This is a genomic window from Phenylobacterium sp. J367 (assembly GCF_024699985.1).
GTDB lineage: Bacteria > Pseudomonadota > Alphaproteobacteria > Caulobacterales > Caulobacteraceae > Phenylobacterium.
In genome coordinates, this window is the sequence record NZ_JAJONA010000001.1 from 4,672,543 (window position 1) to 4,691,124 (window position 18,582).

The 18,582-nt window shown below is 69.5% G+C and carries 9 protein-coding genes and 5 pseudogenes; 3 read left to right on the forward strand and 11 right to left on the reverse strand.

Annotated features, from left to right (window positions below):
• Positions 1–182 precede the first annotated feature (182 nt).
• Positions 183–368 (forward strand): hypothetical protein, encoded by a 186-nt coding sequence (locus LRS04_RS27335; RefSeq protein ID WP_308238432.1) that lies wholly within the window; start codon positions 183–185, stop codon positions 366–368.
• Positions 305–841 (forward strand): enoyl-CoA hydratase-related protein, encoded by a 537-nt coding sequence (locus tag LRS04_RS24885; RefSeq protein WP_308238434.1) that lies wholly within the window; start codon positions 305–307, stop codon positions 839–841. The genes LRS04_RS27335 and LRS04_RS24885 overlap by 64 nt, the downstream gene beginning before the upstream one ends.
• On the opposite strand, the pseudogene LRS04_RS24890 reads toward LRS04_RS24885, so the two are convergent.
• The 7 genes and pseudogenes from LRS04_RS24890 to LRS04_RS24920 form a co-directional block, all read right to left on the reverse strand.
• Positions 838–2,339: pseudogene (locus LRS04_RS24890) on the reverse strand (tryptophan halogenase family protein). The gene LRS04_RS24885 and the pseudogene LRS04_RS24890 sit on opposite strands and share 4 nt — an antisense overlap.
• A 31-nt stretch (positions 2,340–2,370) precedes the next feature.
• Positions 2,371–3,894, reverse strand: a complete 1,524-nt coding sequence (locus LRS04_RS24895) for a tryptophan halogenase family protein (RefSeq protein ID WP_257818754.1) — start codon at positions 3,892–3,894, stop codon at positions 2,371–2,373.
• Positions 3,895–3,918: 24 nt separating this feature from the next.
• Positions 3,919–4,947, reverse strand: coding sequence for a cupin-like domain-containing protein (locus LRS04_RS24900; RefSeq protein WP_257818756.1), 1,029 nt, complete (start codon positions 4,945–4,947; stop codon positions 3,919–3,921).
• Positions 4,947–5,654, reverse strand: coding sequence for a SapC family protein (locus tag LRS04_RS24905; protein WP_257818757.1), 708 nt, complete (start codon positions 5,652–5,654; stop codon positions 4,947–4,949). Before LRS04_RS24905 ends, LRS04_RS24900 begins: the two co-directional genes overlap by 1 nt.
• A gap of 84 nt (positions 5,655–5,738) precedes the next feature.
• Positions 5,739–8,842: pseudogene (locus tag LRS04_RS24910) on the reverse strand (TonB-dependent receptor).
• 262 nt (positions 8,843–9,104) lie between these two features.
• Positions 9,105–11,603 (reverse strand): annotated as a pseudogene (locus LRS04_RS24915) (glycoside hydrolase family 3 N-terminal domain-containing protein).
• Between the two features lie 235 nt (positions 11,604–11,838).
• Positions 11,839–13,251, reverse strand: a complete 1,413-nt coding sequence (locus LRS04_RS24920) for a helix-turn-helix transcriptional regulator (protein WP_257818758.1) — start codon at positions 13,249–13,251, stop codon at positions 11,839–11,841.
• 154 nt (positions 13,252–13,405) lie between these two features.
• Here LRS04_RS24920 and LRS04_RS24925 point away from each other — a divergent pair, with 154 nt between their 5' ends.
• Positions 13,406–13,879: a MerR family transcriptional regulator gene (locus LRS04_RS24925; protein ID WP_257818759.1), complete on the forward strand. Its 474-nt coding sequence runs from the start codon at positions 13,406–13,408 to the stop codon at positions 13,877–13,879.
• Here LRS04_RS24925 and LRS04_RS24930 read toward each other — a convergent pair.
• The 4 genes and pseudogenes from LRS04_RS24930 to LRS04_RS24945 all read right to left on the reverse strand — a co-directional run bounded on the left by LRS04_RS24930 (position 13,800) and on the right by LRS04_RS24945 (position 18,574).
• A pseudogene (locus LRS04_RS24930) lies at positions 13,800–15,361 on the reverse strand (flavin monoamine oxidase family protein). The gene LRS04_RS24925 and the pseudogene LRS04_RS24930 sit on opposite strands and share 80 nt — an antisense overlap.
• Before the next feature lie 141 nt (positions 15,362–15,502).
• Positions 15,503–16,291, reverse strand: coding sequence for a DUF1080 domain-containing protein (locus LRS04_RS24935; protein WP_257818760.1), 789 nt, complete (start codon positions 16,289–16,291; stop codon positions 15,503–15,505).
• Positions 16,279–16,845: a gluconate 2-dehydrogenase subunit 3 family protein gene (locus LRS04_RS24940; protein ID WP_308238248.1), complete on the reverse strand. Its 567-nt coding sequence runs from the start codon at positions 16,843–16,845 to the stop codon at positions 16,279–16,281. Before LRS04_RS24940 ends, LRS04_RS24935 begins: the two co-directional genes overlap by 13 nt.
• Positions 16,845–18,574: pseudogene (locus tag LRS04_RS24945) on the reverse strand (GMC oxidoreductase). The gene LRS04_RS24940 and the pseudogene LRS04_RS24945 overlap by 1 nt, the downstream one beginning before the upstream one ends.
• Positions 18,575–18,582: the final 8 nt, after the last annotated feature.

The window sequence follows — 18,582 nt, forward strand, 5'->3', positions numbered from 1 at the left end:
CGCCTGGGAGGTCCCGATGCCCTACGAAACCCTGCTCTACGAGGTCGATGGCCCGATCCTCACCATCACCCTGAACCGGCCCGAAAAGCTGAACGCCTACACCGCGACCATGGACGCCGAGCTGAGGCCGACGGGACGCCTTCCGGCAGGCCGACGCCGACGACGCCGTCCGCGTGGTGATCGTGACCGGCGCGGGCCGCGGCTTCTGCGCCGGGGCGGACATCTCCGGCGCGAGGGCTCGGTGGCCTTCGCCACGCCCCGTGCCAGCCCCGCCTCCGGCGGCGGCGCCGGGTTCGTCGGCGCGATCTTCCACTGCCGGAAGCCCTCCATCGCCGCGATCAACGGGGCGGCGGTCGGCGTTGGCGTGACCCTGACGCTCCCGATGGACATCCGGATCGCCGCCGAGAGCGCGAAGTTCGGCTTCGTCTTCGCCCGCCGCGGCCTCGTGCCCGAAGCCGGCAGCGCCTGGTTCCTGCCGAGGCTCGTGGGCCTGCCGCAGGCGTTGCGCTGGTGCCTGTCGGGACGGCTGTTCCCGGCCCGGGAGGCGGAGGCCGGCGGGCTGGTCAGCGAGGTGGTCCCGGACGACCAGCTCCTGGCCCGCGCCCGCGAGATCGCGCTCGAGATCGCGGAGAACACCGCGCCGGTCTCCATCGCCCTGACCCGCCAGATGCTCTGGCGCTACGCCGGCCAGCCGGACCCCTTCGGCCTGCTGAAGGTCGACGGCGCGCTCGCCATGCAGCTCGGCGCCGGCCCCGACGTGCGCGAGGGCGTCGCCGCCTTCCTCGAGAAGCGGGCGCCGAGCTTCCCCGGCAAGGCGTCCGACGCCCCTGCCCTGCCCTAGGCGGGCTCCGGGGCGGGCTGGCGCACGTACCAGTCGACGAACTCCTGGTGCGGGGGGCATCCGCTCGACGGCGCGCGCCACGTGTCCGCCGAGGTCCGACAGCGCCCTGGCGAGTTGCTCGTCGGACATCATCGCGCCCATCAGGTGATAGGTCTCGGGAATGACGCGCTGGCCCATCATCACCTGCAGCCAGCTGTCGATGCGGAACAGCTCGCCCGGCACCTGGTGCAGTTGGGCCGTTTCGCGGAAGAGCTGGATCCGCTCGGAGAGGCTTTCGGGAACCTCCATGGTCCGGCAGCGGTCCCAGTAGGCGGTGTCGTTCCGCTCGGTCAGCTTGTAGTGCATGACCACGAAGTCGCGGATGCGGATGATCTCCTGGTCCGCCAGGTGGTTGAACCGGTCGATCAGCGGCTGCTTGATCCCCTGGAACGGGAAGAGCTGCAGCATCCGGGTGATGCCGATCATGATCATGTGCAGCGAGGTGGATTCCAGCGGCTCGATGAAGCCGCCGGCCAGGCCCAGGGCGATGACGTTCTTGTTCCAGCTCTTCAGCCGGCGGCCCGGCCGGAAGCGGATCAGCCAGGGCTCGGTCAGTTTCTCGCCCTTGAGCTGGCCGATGAAGGTGTCGCGCGCCTCATCGTCCGACATGTGCTCTGAGCAGTAGACCCAGCCCTTGCCGACGCGGTGCTGCAGCGGGATGCCCCACTGCCAGCCGGCAGAGTGGGCCTCGGCGTGGGTCAGCGGGGGCGGCCGGCTCGGTGGCGCTGACCTGCATGGCCACGGCCCGGTCGTTCGGCAGCCAGTGTCCCCAGTCCTCGAAGCCGGTCTTCAGGGTCTGCTCGATGAGCAGGCCACGGAAGCCGGTGCAGTCGATGAACAGATCGCCCGCGATCCGCTCGCCGTTCTCCATGACGAGGGCCTCCACGAAGCCGCTCTCGCCGTTCTGTTCGACCCGCTCGATCCTGCCCTCGACGCGGGTGACGCCCTGCTGGATGCAGCGGCCGCGCAGGTAGCGCCCGAAGAGGGTCGCATCGAGGTGATAGGCATAGTTCAGCAGGCCGTTCTCGCTGGTGAAGAAGCGGCTCGCCTCGGACGCCTTCAGCTCCAGGCAGTAGTCGCCCAGGTCGCCGCCGATGCCGCGGTCGCGCGCGTTCATCCAGATGTGATGGAAGTGGGCCAGCAGGGTCGATTTCCCGACCTCGCCGAAGGAGTGGATGTAGCGGTCGCCGATCCGGGCCCAGTTGTCGAACAGGATGCCGATCTTGAAGGTGGCCTTGGTCTCGCGCATGAACTCGCGCTCGTCGAGGCCAAGCAGGTGGATGAAGGTCCGGGCCGTCGGGATGGTGCTCTCGCCCACGCCGACCGTGCCGATGGCGTCGGATTCCACGAGGGTGATGTCGACGAGCGGGCCAAGCTGGGTGACCAGGGCCTGGGCGGTCATCCAGCCCGCCGAGCCCCCGCCCGCGATCACCACCTTCTTCACAACCTGATCCTGCATCGGGTCCTCCCAGAACCTCGTCTTCTTGTTGTTATCGTCGCGCCGCGACCGGGCGGGCCGCCTTCACCGACGGCGCCTGGCCCATGTACTGATCGAGGAACTGCTGGTGCGTCGGCATGCGGTCGACGGCGCGCGCGATGTTGCTGCGCAGGTCGCCGAGCGCGCCGCGCAACTGGTCGCGCTTCATCAGCCGGCCCATCGGATGCCAGGCCCGGGGCTCCAGCCGCTGGCCCAGCATCACCTGCAGCCAGGAGTCGACCTGGAAGAGCTCGCCGGCCGCTTGGTAGGCCTGGGCGCCCTCCTGGAAGAGCGCGATCCGGTGGGCGAGCGTGTCCGGGATGGGCATCTCCCGACAGTGGTTCCAGAACGGGGCGTCCGTCCGCTCGGTCAGCTTGTAGTGGAGGACGATGAAGTCGCGGATCGCCTCCAGCTCGGCGTCCTGCAGACGGTTGAACCGCTCGGCGAGCGCGTCGGAGACGCCGTTCAGCGGGAAGAGCTGCATCAGCCGCAACACCCCGATCATGATCATGTGGATCGAGGTGGATTCCAGCGGCTCGACGAAGCCGCTGGCGAGGCCGAGCGCGACGACATTCTTGTCCCAGGTCTTGCGCCGCTTGCCCGTGACGTAGCGGATCACCCGGGGCGTCATCAGCGTCTCGCCCTCGACCTGGTCGAGCAGCATGGCGATCGCCTCGTCGTCGGACATGAATTCGTTGCAGTAGACGAGGCCGTTGCCGACCCGGTGCTGCAGCGGGATCCGCCACTGCCAGCCGGCGGTGTGGGCCATGGCGCGGGTGTAGGGCACGGCGGGCCCCACCGACACGGTCTGCAGCGGCACGGCGCTGTTGGTCGGCAGCCAGCGGCTCCAGTCCTCGTAGCCGGCCTTCAGCGTCTGCTCGATGACCAGCCCCCGGAAGCCGGTGCAATCGACGAAGAGGTCGCCCGCCACCTCCTCACCTGACTCCATCACCAGCGCGCGGACAAAACCGGTCTCGGGGTGTTGGTCGACGCGCTGGATCTTGCCCTCGACGCGGCGGACGCCGGCCTTCTCCGACATCCCGCGGAGGAAGCGGCCGTAGAGCGTGGCGTCCAGATGGTAGGCATAGTTCAGCGGACCGTTCTCGCCGGCGACGAACCTCTGAGCCTTGAGCGCCTTGCCCTCCAGGCAGTAGTCGTCCAGCGGGCCGGCCAGACCTTCGGCCCGCGCCTGCAGCCAGACGTGATGGAAACCGGCCATCCAGGTGGATTTGCCGACCTGGCCGAAGGCGTGGACGTAGCGGTCGCCGATCCTGGCCCAGTCCTCGAACAGGATGCCCAGCTTGAAGCTCGCCTGGGTCGCGCGCATGAACTCGCGCTCGTCGATGCCCAGGAGCTGGTTGAAGGTCCGCGCGGTGGGGATGGTCGACTCGCCCACGCCGACCGTGCCGATGTCGTCGGACTCGACGAGCGTGATCTCGACCAGGCTGCCGAGGTGCTTGGAGAGCGCGGCCGCGGCCATCCAGCCCGCGGTGCCGCCGCCGGCCACCACCACCTTCTTCACGACCTGTTCCGCCATCTCGTTCCTCCCCCCGCCCCTCTTCTATCTGTTGAGGCGGTTGATCAGCTGGGCGCGAAGCCTCCGCGCCTTCATCTCATCGAGCGGGCCAAGCAGGCCCTGGGCGGCCTCCGGCAGGTGCGACGCCGCGGCGTCGCTCGGCCCGAAGACGTAGTAGTCGAAGAGCGCCCTCCACCCGGCCTTCTCGTGCTCGGGCCGGTCGCGCAGGCTCAGCAGGGCATGCAGAAGGGTGGTCTGGGGCGTGTCGACGAAGCCGGGCGACGGGTTCCACCAGTAGTTCACGAGCGCGTTGAACGGCTCCAGGGCTTCGACCTCGTGCCACCAGAGCGCCGGATAGACGAGGACGTCGCCGGGTTCGAGGTCGGCCACCTGGGCGCGGGCGAGCGCGTCGCGGACCCGCGGGAAGCGCTCGAAGTCCGGGTCGCGCAGGTCGACGGTCGTCACCACCTGGCCGCCCGGCGTCGGCTCCAGCGGGCCCGGATAGAGGTTCGCCACCTGGTCCGGCGGGAAGAGCGTGAAGCGCCGGCGGCCGACCACGCAGCAGGCGATGTTGTTCGACATGTCGTAGTGCGCCGCCGCGGTCGTGCGGTTGCCGATCCAGATGCTGACCAGCGGGTCGCGGCCGCCGAAGGCCGCGGGGTCCAGGCCGAGGTCGTTCTCCGCCCGGAAGCCCGGCAGGTAGCCGTCGAGATCGGTGGAGCCGATGTAGAGCGAGGGCGCATCCCCGTCGTCCGGCGTCGCGGCCATGCGGTCCAGGAACGCCGACAGCCCGACGCGCTCGGCGCGGAAGTTCAGGCGCGTCAGGGTGTCGTCGTAGAAGAACCGCCCGCCGATCTCCGGCCCGCCGGTGTAGCCCACGACCGGTTCGCCGCCGTCGAAGGCCTTGAGGTAGGCGATGGCTGCGCCGGGGGACTGCAGGCCCTGGCGGACCAGCGGCCAGTCGGCGACCATCCCCTTGAACACCATGGGCCGCTGGCCTTCGAGGATCTCGTCGAAGGGGATCGCGTCCGGCGTGACGCCGCGGACCTCTTCGACGGGCCGGGGGACCGCCATCAGGCCGCCGCCAGCCGGCGGCGCTTGGCGTCGATCAGGTCGGGCATGTTGCCGAGCGAGGCCGCGACCATGTGGGCGGCGCGAAGCGCCCCTGTCCTGTGCAGCCGCTCGAGGTCCTCCCCGCCCAGCGCCGCCAGGCGGTTCTGGCCGATCGTGAAGAGGCCGGGCAGCGCATACTCGCGGCCGTCGCCCAGGGTCGCCTGCACGTCGACCGCCTCGATCAGGTCCGCGTCCTCCAGCGCCTTGAAGAACGGCCGGCTGACCTCCAGGCCGTCATAGATCAGGCCCATCAGGCGCGCGACGTGCTGCAGATAGGGCGAGTTGCCGCCGGCCGGAAGAAAGAGCGCCTCGCCTTCCGTCGCGCTGACCCTCGGGTGGTCGAGGTCGATGTGCAGCATGGGCTCCCCGCTCGACTGCATGGCGATGGAGAACGGTCCCCGCTGCTGGACGGCGGGCACGTAGCGGGCGTTCCAGCCGCCACCCGAAAGAAAGAGGTTCTCGTCGCGGTCGAGGCCCAGCAGGGCGACGGCCTGCAACTCGCCGTTGGCGTCACGGCGGAAGAAGATCGGATACTCGCGCTGCACCGCCTCGAATTCGGTGGGCAGCACCAGCACCTGGTTCACGCTGTCGCCGAACTCCGGCCCGTGCCGGGCGATCACGCGCAGGTCCGCGTGGTCGACGTTGTTGAGCAGTACTCTGTTCGTCATGTCCGCCTTCCGGCCGACCGGAGCGACGAAGGAGGCCGCTGCGAGCAGCGACCTCCCCCGATCCTATCCAGCTCTGAAGTCAGGCTAGAACTTGTAGCGCAGGCCGAGAAGGTACCTGGAGTCCAACTCCTGGGCGAACCAGATCTGGTTCTCGTCGCGGGCGTAGGTCCGGACGCTTTCCTCCAGGATGTTGATCCCTTCCAGCGACACCGCGAACTGGTCGTTGATGTCGTAGGAGACGCTGAAGTCGACCTGGTCGAACGGCGCCACGAACACGGGGTTGCGCGAGCCGCCGCGGTTCAGGGCCGACAGGTACTCGTCGCGCCAGTTCCAGGTCAGCCGGGCCGAGATGCCGTACTTCTCGTAGATCAGCGTCACGTTGGCCGTGTCGCTGAGCCCGAGCAGGGCGAACTGGTCCTGGCTGGGATTGGACGCGATGTTGAACCCGACGTCGCCGTCCACATAGGTGTAGGCCGCCTGCACCCCCGAAGCCGGTGTCGCCGAAGAAGTGGGTGCCCATCAGCTCGAAGCCGTAGATCTTGGCTTCCTGGTTGTTCACCGGCTGGGACACCTGGAAGGTCATCAGCGGATCCTGGCCGTTGGGCGCGATGTCCACCGCCGCGAGGATCTGGTCGACGAAGCCCTGGTTGAGATCGCCCAAGGTCCCGCCCGGACCGGCGGTCCGGTTGGCCTGGAAGATCGCCTGGGCCGCGGCCACGGAGCCCGTCTGGATGATCAGGGCCGTGGCCGTGAACAGGTTTACGTCCGTCCGGTCGGCGCCCACGTTGTTCAGCAGGGTGACAGCGTCGCCGGAGCGGGTGCCCGCCTGGCCGGAGCTCGGGTCACGCAGGCCGAACAGGTTCCGGCTCGAGGTCCCGGTCCCGACGAAGTTCTTGACCCGCTTCTCGAACACCGCCGCCGACACGAAGCTTCCCGGCTTGTAGTACCACTCGATCGAGAGGTCGAAGTTGTCCGAGATCAGCGGCTCCAGGTCCGGGTTGCCGGAGGTGCCGAGCGGGATGGCGCCGTTGGCGATCGGCCGGTTCGGCGCCCCAGCCGTCTGGGCGGCGAACAGGTTGCCGAAGTCAGGCCGTGCGATCGTCCGGCTGAAGGACGCCCGCGCCGTCACGTCCTCCATGAGCTCGATATTGAAGTCGAGGGCCGGCAGCAGGTTGTTGTACTTGCCGCTGCCTTCGACCGGCAGGTAGGTGCTCGACGTGTCGATCCGGAAGTCGTTGTCCGCCGTCCACACCACCGCGGACGGGGTGCGGATCGCCGAGACCGAGTCGACGTCGGTCCATTCGTACCGGACGCCGGCGAGCATGCTGGCCCGACGGCCTGCCAGTTCGCCCTTCCAGGTCACCTGGCCGTAGACCGAGAGGATGTCCTCGTTCACGGCATTCTGGTTCTGGCCGGTGACGCCGACCGCGTTGCCGCGCGCGACATAGACCGGCGACAGCGCCTCATAGAGGTCGATGGCGTTGGCCCGGAAGGCCACGAGGCCGGGTCCGCTCTGCTTCGGATCGAAGTTGTTGAACGAGCAGGCGAGGCAGAACTCGCTGATCAGGTTGCCCGCGTACTGCGACACGTCACGCGGGTTGGAGATGCCCCACGACCCCAGGTCCTGCTGGGTGTTGATGTTGGACTGCTCCATCTCCGACTTGCGCCAGTTCACGCCGGCGTCGAAGCGGCTGCCGTTGTCGTCGAGGTCCCAGGTGATATCGCCGCGGAACTCGGTGATGTCCTGGCTCTGCCACTGGGCGGAGGTCCGGGCAACCTGGCTGCCCAGGTCGCCGGCGTCGAGACGGCCGTTGCCGTTGCCGCGCGGGGCGGCGTCGTTGATCGTGCTGGCCTGGACCGGGATCTTCCCGGTGAAGTCCACCGAGTGGGACGAGATGATCGGCGCGCCGATCGAGACCATGGTCGAGCTGGCCCCGTTCCGGCCGCCCGGCTTGCTCTCGGCCTTCGACTTGTGGCCGTCGAGCGAGACCCGGAAGGTGTCGGAGACTTCCCACAGGCCGTTCAGGGCGAAGGACTGCAGGGTGTCGGTGTTGGCCCGATACTGCTGCTCGTAGCCGACGTCCTTGGTGCCGCTCAGCGTCTCACGCAGGAAGGTGGCGGTGGAGACGATCGGGTTGCCGTCGAAGGTCACCTGGTCGAAGGGGCGGTTGAACCAGTTGGTCTGGTCGCTGCGCTCTTCGAACGCCTTGTTCTTCGCATAGAGGGCGTCGGCCGTGATGGTGAGCGTCTCCATCGGACGCCACTGCACGCTGGCCTGGCCGTTCAGGCGCTCCCGCTCCCCCTTCCGAGAAGTGGTAGCGGCTGTCGTTCGGGATCGCGACCAGGGTCGACGGGCTGGCCGGCGCGCCGGTGATCTGGGTCGAGTTGTTGTTCCGGACGAAGCCGTTCGACGGGTTGATGAAGTCCGCGTAGGTGCGGATGTTCCAGTCGTTCTGGGTGGCGCTGCGGGTCGTGTAGTTCCGCTTCTGGTAGCTGCCGAACACGGTGACGCCGAAGGCCTCGTTGTCAGCCACCCAGTTCACCAGGCCGGACAGTTCCGGCGTGATCTTGTCGGCGTCTTCCAGGCTCTCCTCGACGCTCGTGTCGTAGGCGGCCTTGACGCCGAGGCTGCCGGACAGGCCGGCGCCGGCCTCGAACGGGCGGCGGGTGTGGACGTTGATGGTGGCGCCGATGCCGCCGGACGGCACCGAGGCGCGGCCGGTCTTGTAGACCTCCAGCGTGCTCACACCTTCCGAGGCGAGATTGCTGAAGTCGAACGAGCGGCTGGTGCCGCCGGCGAAGTCGGCGCTGCCGTCGCCGCCCACCGTGACGACGTTGGCGGTCGGCATGGACCGGCCGTTCAGGGTCACGAGGTTGAAGCCGCCGCCGAAGCCGCGGACCGTCACCTGCGAACCTTCACCGTTCGTACGGTCGATGGACACGCCCGGGATGCGCTGGAGCGATTCCGCGAGGTTGGTGTCCGGGAATTTGCCGATGTCCTCGGCGGCGATCGCATCGACGACCCCGTCGGCCGAGCGCTTGATGTCGATCGACTGCTCGATCGAGGCGCGGATGCCGGTGACGATGACTTCTTCGACTTCCTGTGCGGCCGTCGGGCCAGCGGCGAAGAAGGCGGCTGACAAGGCGACAAACGACGCAGACGTGCGCAAGCGGTGACGCCGCTTCATGGCTGATCCCCCTAAGGATTCGGGCGCGAGATGGACTTGGCTTCTTTTTGCACTGCAACATCCTCGTCGTTCGAATACTGAATTCGAACGTCCAGGATGCTCTATCTCTGACTATGGTAGCGATATCATCCGTCCTCCGATTTAGTCAAGCTGGGTTCATGGTTTTTTGACAACGCTGACATTTATCAGGGGTTTAGGCGGTCGCCGGGGCCCTGGTGACGCGAACTTTTGACTCGAACGTCGAAACTTTCAGGACGGCGGATCATGGGCACACCGCATCGTTCTGATTGGGGGCGAGCCGCAGCTCGGACACCGAAAGGCCAAGCCGGGCGGCCGCTGCGATCGAGACGGGAGCGGTGACCTGGGTCAGGTCCTCGCCGTCCTTGCGGAAACAGGCGAGCTTGACCTTCACGGTCCTCCACTCGCCCGGCGCGGCCTTCGCGAGCTCGCCGTCAAGGCTGACCATGGACTTGCCGAGACCGAGCCGGACGGGGCCCGCGGGCTTCTGGTCCAGGCGGTAGGTGACGGAGAGCGTCATGTCGCCGTTGGCCTGGCGGCTGAGATCGACCGGCGGTCCGTCGACCACGGCCTGGGCGGGGCCGGTCCAGGTGAAGCCCCGCCCGGCGCCCCTGTACGCCGCCGGCGTCCACGAGCGCGACGGAGAGCGCCCCGCCCGGGCTCCGGGCGTCGCCCGCCCCGGCTTCGGTCGCCCCGCCGCCGTCGCGCAGCGAGAGTTTCCATGGTTCGGCCATCTTGCCGGCGATCAGGTAGCGGTCGGGGTTGGCCAGCGCATTGGTGACGCCGGAAACCTCGGAGAGCGCGGCCACGGTGCGCCTGTCGCCATAGGTCAGGCCGTAGCCGTAGGCGAACAGCGGGTCGTAGCCCTTGTCGCCCCGGTTCAGGACGTACTGGTCGGCGCGCTTCGGCCAGGAGTAGGAGAGCTTGCCCCGGAAGTCGTGGCGGGCCTTGCCGGCCGCGTCGCCAATCAGGACGTCGGCCACGCCGCCGCCCTCCGTCCCCGGCAGCCAGGCGGCCACGAAGGCGTCGGCGGCGTTGATCTCCGGGTTGGTCCAGAGCGGCCGGCCCGACAGGAAGACCGCCACCACCGGAACCCGCTGCCCCTTCAGCTTCCTGAGCAGGGCGAGGTCGGACTTGTCGGCGGGCTTGTATTCCAGGTTCGGCCGGTCGCCGAGGAATTCGGCGTAGGGGTCCTCGCCGAAGACGACGATGGCCACGTCGGGCCTGGCGGTGAAGCTGCCGTCGGGGCTCAGCTCGGCCTTGCCGCCGCCGGCCTCGACGGCCGCCTTCACGCCGCCCCAGATCGACTGTGAATTCGGGAAGTCGCCAGGCTTGTTGCCGGTGCCCTGCCACGACAGCGTCCAGCCGCCCGACTGCTTGGCGACATTGTCGGCCCCGTCGCCGGCCACCAGCACCCGGGCCGAGCCGCGCACGGGCAGCACGCCCCCGTTGTTCTTCAGAAGCACCAGGGACTTGCGGACCGCCTCGCGGGCGACCGCGCGGTGCTCGGGCGCGCCGATCAGCTCGAGCCTGCCCTCCAGCGGCCGCTCGCCGAACACGCCCGTCTTGACCTTCACCCTCAGGATCCGGCGGACCGCGTCGTCCAGACGGGCCATGGGGATCTCGCCCGAGCGGACCTGGGCCAGGGTGTTGCGGTAGATGCCCTTCCAGCTATCGGGTGCCATCAGCATGTCGATGCCGGCGTTGATCGCCTGGGGGCAGCTCTCGTTGGTGCAGCCGGCCACCTGGCCGTGGGCGTTCCAGTCGGAGACCACAAAGCCGTCGAAGCCCATCCGGCCCTTGAGCACGTCGGTGAGCAGGCTCTTGTTGCCGTGGTTCTTCACGCCCTGCCAGGACGAGAAGGACGCCATCACCGTCATCACCCCGGCGTCGATCGCCGCGACGTAGCCGGGGGCGTGGATCCGGGCGAGCTCGGCGTCAGTATCCTTGTTGTCGCCCTGGTCCTTGCCGTTCTCGGTGCCGCCGTCGCCCAGGAAGTGCTTGGCCGAGCCGGCCACATGGCCGGACTTGAGCGCGGGCCACCGGTCCGGCGTCCCCCTGGAGCCCGCGGACGAGCTCGCCGGCGTAGGCCGCGGCCACCTCGGGATCCTCGGCGTAGCCCTCGTAGGTGCGGCCCCAGCGGTCGTCGCGGACCACGGCCACGGTCGGACCGAAGGCCCAGTCGATGCCGACCGCGGCGGTCTCCCTTCGCGGTCACGTCGCCGATCCGGCGGATCAGGTCTGGATCGCGCGCCGCGCCCAGGCCGATGTTGTGCGGGAAGACCACCGCGCCGATGACGTTGTTGTTCCCGTGCACGGCGTCGACGCCGAAGATCACCGGGATCGGCGTGCGGCCGGGCTTCGGCTCCAGCGAGACGGCGCGGAAGGCGCGCGACGTGGCGAGCCAGGGGCCGGCGGGCGAGCGGTCGGGCGCGCCGGTCGGCGGGCTGTCGCCGCCGGCCAGGATCGAGCCCAGGGGATACTCACGCAGGTCCTCGGGCTTCACCGTGGACAGGTCGGCCTGGATCAGCTGACCGACCTTCTCCTCGAGCGTCATGCGGCGCATCAGGTCGGTGACGAAGGCCTCGGTCGTGGGGTTCACGAGGCCGACGCTTTGGGCCTTCGGGAACACCTCGGGGCGCGCCACGCCGGGGGTCTGGGCATGCGCCGGCGCCGCGAGCAAGGCCGCGGCGGCCACGCCCGCCAGGGCGCGAGCCTGCAGGGATGTGCGGCGCCCCCTCATGCCCGGTCAGGCGAGGAAGAAGGAGGACGCGGCGATGGGCACGCCGCGCCAGTCAGGGGAAGGGAAGAAAGCGGACGCACAGGCGTCACGGCGGCCGCGAGGCAGGCTCATCTGGTCGTCTCCTCCCGGCCATCGTTCGCGCGTGGCCGCTGTTATGCGAACAGCAGACTGCGAGTGACTGATAACGCTGTCAACGGAAAAGTTAGCGGTAACATGATGCCGAGCGTTGGGACGCCTAACCGCCAAGTCTGAAGGGCACGCTCCGGCGTTCGTGGCGCGGGACGCTCAGGGGCCGGTCCACCGGCGGGAAGGCCCGCTGGGCGCAGTCGTCGCGTTCGCAGATCCGGCAGCTCACCCCGATCGGGGTCGCCGGACCCTTCAGGTCCACGCCGGCCGAATAGACCAGTTCGTGGGCGTGCTCGACCTCGCAGCCGAAACCCAGGACGTAGCGCCGGTCGGGCTCCAGGTAGCTCTCCGACCGCTTCACCACCGCCCGCGCCACGCACAGGTAGCGGACCCCGTCCGGCATCTCGGCGAGCTGCACCAGGAAGCGCTCCGGCGCGCTCACCGCCTCGTGGACGTTCCACAAGGGGCAGGCCCCGCCGAACCGCGCGAAGCGGAAGCGGGTCGCGCTGTGCCGCTTGGTGATGTTCCCCGCGAAGTCCAGGCGCACGAAGTAGAGCGGCACGCCCCGCGCCCCGGGCCGCTGCAGATTGCTGAGACGGTGGCAGACCTGCTCCAGGCTCGCGCCGAACTGGGCGGCCAGTTGTTCCACGTCGTGCCGGCGCGCGCGGGCCTGGGCCGCGAACCGGGCGTAGGGCATCAGCAAGGCGCCGGCCGCGTAGTTGCCGAGACCCATCCGGCAGACGTCGGCCGCCTCGCGGCTGCGGAAGCGCGCCGCCTCCAGCTCCCGCTCGATCAGGTCGGCCAGAACGGTCGAGGCCACGTGATAGGCCATCTGGAACGCCCGCGTGGCCGCCGGCTGAACCGCGTTGAGGCTGAGCACGCGGGTCGCGGGGTCGTAGCGGCGCATGACGTCGCCGGCGCTGTCGTAGCGGACGTTGACGCCCAGGCGCTCGCGCAGGTGCATCTCCAGCAGCATGTCGGACGCGCGGCCGTCCTGGATGCCGATCTCCTGGGCGAGCTCCTCGGCCGCCCGGTCGATCGCGTCGATGTAGTTGTCCTTGAAGTGGAAGAAGTCGCGGACCTCCTCGTAGGGCAGCAGCGGGCTCGTCCCCGTGGCCTCGTCGAGGGCGACGGCCTGTTCGGCCAGCTTCAGGCGTTCGTTCAGGCTGTGGTTGTCGCGGTGCAGGTCGAGGAAGCGGCGGACGAGCGCCGGCGACTGGCGCACCGCCTGTCGCAGCTCGCTGAGCGCGATCGGAGCCTCCCCTGCCCCGCTCTCGGCGGCGGCCTCCCGGAGGTCGGCGATCAGACGCTGCTCGCCGTCGGCATCGAAGGTCTCGGGCGGCACGCCGAAGCCGTCGGTCAGGCTCGCCATCACCCGATCAGTCACCGGCCGCTGGTTGGCCTCGATCTGGGAAAGGTAGCTGGGCGAGATGCCGAGATGCCGGGCGCAGGCCTCGAGGCGCCAGCCGCGCGCCTCACGCAGCGCCCTCACCTGCGGGCCGACGAACAGCTTGTACTTCATTTCACAACTTCACAAACGACGGTCTGCCGCTCGCCAAGTCTTCGCACGATGTCATTTTGAAACCCCAGAGAAAACCACGGCACATCCCGTGACGTGAGCCCGGCGAGCCGGGGATCGAGTTTCCTGCGAAGAGTTGTGAAGCGGAGCCAGCGCCATGACGCTCGACAACCTCCACCACCTGCCGAGGCTGGGCCTCTCCAACGCCATGCGGGTGTTCGGCATGACCGCCCGGGCGCTGCGGTTCTACGAGGAGAAGGGCCTGATCGAGGCCCGGCGGGACCGCTTCAACGCCCGCTATTACGACCCCGTGGCGCGCGAGCGGCTGGCGTGGATCGCGCGCCTGCGCCGGGCCAACGTCTCCCTGCCCGACATCGAGGCGGTGCTGAACGCCGAGGACGACGCGGCCCTCCGCGCCGCCGCCAAGGCCAAGCTCGCCGCCCGCCGCGAGGCGCCCGCAAGGAGCTGGCCGCCGTGGACGAGACCCTCACCGAACTCCAGACCCTGGCGCCGGCCTCCCAGCCGCGCCGGCTGGTGCGCAGCGCCGGCGTCTAGGCTGCGGCCGCCTTCGCGCGGATCAGCTTCAGGGCCTCGTGGGCCGAAAGGGCCGCGCCTTCCTGCCAGGCGTTGATGTAGCTCATGTGCTCGCCGGCGAAGAGGAACGGCCCGTCGGGCTTGCACAGCTCGGCGTAGTCGGTGGCCCGCTGGGCCGGCTGCCAAGCCACGGCCACGCCTTCGCTGTAGGGCGTCTGCTTCCAGGAGACCGTGACGGGCTTCGTCAGTTCCCGGCCCTTGCCCGGGTGGAACCGGTCGATCACGCCGCGCGAGATCGCGAACCGCTCGTCGAACGACGCCTCGGCGAACTTCGGTGGGTTGATCGGGCCCGTGAAGCCGATGGAGTAGGCGCCCACCAGGACGCCGGTCTTCTCGCCCAGCCCCCCGGACGGATACCAGACCACCTCGCTCGGCTGGTCGGTCCAGCCGAGGCCGCCGAACTGGAACTCGTCCTGCTCCCAGAACCGGCGGCTCTCCCAGGCGACCTTTGTGCCGTGGTCGTAGTGCGCCGCGGCGATCGCCTGTTTCACGCGCGGTGAGAAGTCGGACGGGATCTTGGCCAGCACCGGCAGCGGGATGGTGACGATCACATGGTCGGCGTCGAGTGTCTGGGCTCCGGCGGCGTCGGTGAAGGCGATGCGCGCCCCCTGCCCTCGCGGCGGATCTCCCGGACCACGGCGCCGTAGCGCAGCGACGGCTGCACCGCATCGGCCAGCGCATAGGCGATGCGATCCATGCCGCCCACCGGCTGGAGCATGGTCGCCTGCATGTCGATGATCTCCTCGAAGAGGAGCGAAATCCCCCAGAAGCGGGCGTCCATCATGTCCTTGAGCTTCAGCGGGTCGGCGGCGGTCGGCGGATGCTGGTAGCCGCCGGGCCAGTCCTTGAACCCCGAGCGGACCGAGCCGCCATAGACCTTCTGGGGCGTCAGGTCGCCGTAGGCCGAGAGGAAGCCGATCAGCCGCCCCTTGTCGAGGCCGGTCAGTTCCTGGTCGAGCGCCCCGCGATCGATGGACTTGGCCAGCAGCTCGGCGAAGGCGCCGCGGGTGTCGTTGGTGGCCTGGGCGTTGGTGACCACCTTGCCGCCGAAATCGAGCTTGGCCAGACGGTTGGCGTTGACCATCACCTCCAGCGGCACCTTCAGGTCGCGGCAGTAGCCGAGGATGGCGTGGTGCGTCTGGGGTATGCGCGCCGGGCCGGCGTTGAAGTAGTGATGGCGGCCCTCGTCCCAGTCCACGTACTGGTCAGGGCGGCCTTCCTGCACGACGGTGGTCCCGCGGCGAATGCTCCAGACCCGGCCGCCGGGCCGCTCGCGGGCCTCCAGCACCGTGACCTCATACCCGGCCTTGCGCAGTTCGTAGGCCGAGACCAGACCGGCGATCCCGCCGCCCAGGACGACGACCTTCACGCCCTTGCCGCTGCCGGGCGGCAGGTCGGGAGGCCCGGCATAGGCCTGCGCCGCCGCGAGCAGGCCCAGGCCCTGCATGGTGACGAACAGGGCGCCGTAGCCTCCGGCCTTGCCCACGCGCTCCAGGAACGCCCTGCGTGAAATCCCCATGCCTGCCCCCGCCGGTACCAGGACCCGTCATTCCAGAGGCCGGGCGCTCCACGATAGGGGGCGCATCCGTCCCGAGGTCGAGCTTGCGCCCTTCGCCCGGGATTTGACCAGAGTGTGCGGCGAGCGGCGGCGCCTGCCCGGTCAGTCGCGCAGTTCGAGGAGCTCGATCTTCCGGAATTCCAGCGGGTGGCCTTCCGCCTGCAGCGAGATGTAGCCGCGGTCGACCGGTGTGCCGGCCTTCGCCGGATCGACCGGCGGGGCCGCGAACTCGGCGAACTCCGAGGGGTCGAGCCGGATGTCGCCGTACTCCATGACCGGCTTGCCGTCGATGAACTGGCGGACCAGCCGGCTCCCGCGCACCTCCACTTCGAAGCGGACCCACTCGCCCTCAGGACGGGCCGGTTCCTTCGAGGCTAGGCAGTGGGGTTTCAGCGGAACGCCATCCAACGAGACCGTCACGCCGGGCGTGCAGACGTTGCCCGTGGTGCTGCCCGCGCCGGAGCCGATGGCCAGGAACTGGGCCTCCACCGAGACCGGGAAGCGCTGGTCGAGGGCCATGGTCTCGGGCGCCTGGCCGTGCAGCATCACCCCGCTGTTACGGACCGCCCAGGCCGGCGCGCCGGGCGTCGTGGGCCCAACGAAACGGTACTCGAAGCGCAGGCGGTAGGACGACAGCGGCGTCTTGTAGATCAGATGGCCGAACTCGTCGGTGAACCGGTCGTAGCCGGCATAGGAGACGACCAGCGCCCCGTCCCTCACCCGGAAGGTGTCACGCCAGTTCTCACCCAGCGGGTGGTGGTTGATCTTCGGGGTCCAGCCGGTGAGGTCCCGGCCGTTGAAGATCGGCTTCCAGTCCTGGGCGGCGGCGGGCGCCGCGGCCAGGGCCAGGACGGCGGAGAGCACGAGGCCGCGCATGGTCAGGTCGCCCACGCCCGGCCGATCTCGCGCAGCGGCACGCAGGCACGGTAGGCGCCGGGGACCGGGTCGTAACGCAGGGCCTGGGTCGCCCCGATCTCGGAGGTGAAGTAGGCGCCGGTCACCAGCTCGCGGAGCATCGGGAACCAGTGCATCGGCGCACCCGCCGGCTGGGCCCGCCATTCGGCCTCGGCCTGGGCGAGCATGGCGTCCTGGTCGGCGACCAGCAGCAGGGCGTATGGCCGGCCGTGGCGGGCCTGCGCGTCCCCATCGAGCTTGCCGAGGCCGGCCCGCAGCCGTTCCGCGTCGGCCGGGACCGCCCAGTCGACGAGCGCCCGGTCGATCGCCTGGGGCACGCCCGCCGCGACAGCCCCAGGCGTGTCGGTGGCAGGCATGATCCGATCCGCGACGGCGCTGAGCGTGCGGGCCTGGTCGACGGAGAGCCCCTTCGGTTGCCAGGCGAGGACCGCCAGGCCCTGCTGCGCCTGGGCGACCACGGGCACGGCCCAGAGCGCGGTCAGGCCGCCGAGGCCCAGGATCGCGCCGCGTCGGTTGAGCATCGGGGCCATCAGAGGTCTCCCTTCCTGCCGGCTTCGGCGGCGAAGGCGGCCGCCCGCGCGGTCAGCGCCATGTAGGTGAGCGAGGGGGTTCACGCAGGCGGCGGAGGTCATCGCCGCCCCGTCGGTGACGAAGACGTTCTTCACGGCGTGCACCTGGTTGTGGGCGTTCAGCACCGAGGTCTTCGGATCGCGGCCCATGCGGGCGGAGCCCATCTCATGGATGCCGAGGCCCAGCGCATAGTCGCCGTCGATCGGCCGGACGTTCTTGAAGCCGGCTTCCGCCAGCATCTCCTGCGCCGCGGCGACCATGTCCCGGCGCATAGCCTTTTCGTTGTCGCGGATCGCCGCGTCGAAGTTGACGGTGGGCAGGCCCCACTTGTCCTTCACGGCGTCGTTCAGGGTCATGCGGTTGTCGGCGTAGGGCAGGATCTCGCCGAAGCCGCCAAGGCGGACGACCCAGGGCCCCGGCTGGGTGAGCTGGGCCTTGCGGGTCGCGCCGAAGCCGCCGGGCTCGCGATCCCAGCCGATGCGGCCCGCGCCGCCCTGGTAGCCGAAGCCCCGCAGGTAGTCGGTCCGCCGGGTGGCCGGGTCCCCGAGGTTGCGGAAGCGCGGGATGTAGATCCCGTTGGGCCGGCGGCCCGAGTAGTACATGTCGTCGAAGCCCTCGACCTCGGCCCCGGCGCCGACGCCCAGGTGGTGGTCCATGATGTTGCGGCCGACCTGGTCGCTGTCGTTGCCGAGCCCGTTGGGGGAAGCGCCGACTCTTCGAGTTCAGCAGCAGCCAGGCGGTGTTGATCGCGGACGCGTTGAGGAAGATGACCTTGGCGTAGAATTCCTCGGTCTGGCCGGTGTCCGCGTCGACGATGCGCACGCCGGAGGCGCGGCGGCGCCTCTCATCGTAGATCACTTCGGTGACGATGGAGTTCGGGCGGATCCTCAGCCGCTTGGTCCGCTCGGCCGCGACCAGGGTGGCGGAGTTCGAGCTGAAGTAGGCGCCGAACGGACAACCGCGGATGCAGAGGTTGCGGTACTGGCACTCGCCACGGCCGAGCGCGAGCTGCTCTTCCGTCGGCTTGGTCAGGTGGGCGGTCCGGCCGATGGTGACCTTGCGCTCGGGGAAGCGCGCCTCGGTCTTCGACTTCAGCACCTTCTCGACGCAGTTCAGCTCCATCGGCGGCTGGAAGGCGCCATCGGGGAGCTGCGGCAGGCCCTCGCTCTGGCCGCTCACCCCGATGAACCGCTCCACATGATCGTACCAGGGGGCGAGATCGGCGTAGCGGATCGGCCAGTCGACGGCGATCCCCTCGCGGGCGTTGGCCTCGAAGTCCAGGTCGGACCAGCGGTAGCTCTGGCGCCCCCAGATCAGGGAGCGGCCGCCCACGTGGTAGCCGCGGATCCAGTCGAACCGCTGGGTTTCCGCTTAGGGGTTCTCGTCATCCCGGACGAAGAAGTGCTGGGTGTACTCAGTCAGTGCGTAGCCGGTGCGCTGCTGCTTGTCGTAGTGGGCCGACATCTCTGCGGCCGGCAGGCGGCCCCGGGGATACTTGGTCTCCCACGGATGGGTCGCGGCGGTCTTGTAGTCCTCGATGTGCTTCACCGGGCCGCCGCGTTCGAGGACCAGGGTGTTCAGCCCCCGCTCGGTCAGCTCCTTGGCGGCCCAGCCGCCGGAGATGCCGGAGCCCACGACGATGGCGTCGAAGGTCCGCTCGGCCTTCGCGCGCGTGTTCAGGTTGGCCATCTACTCTC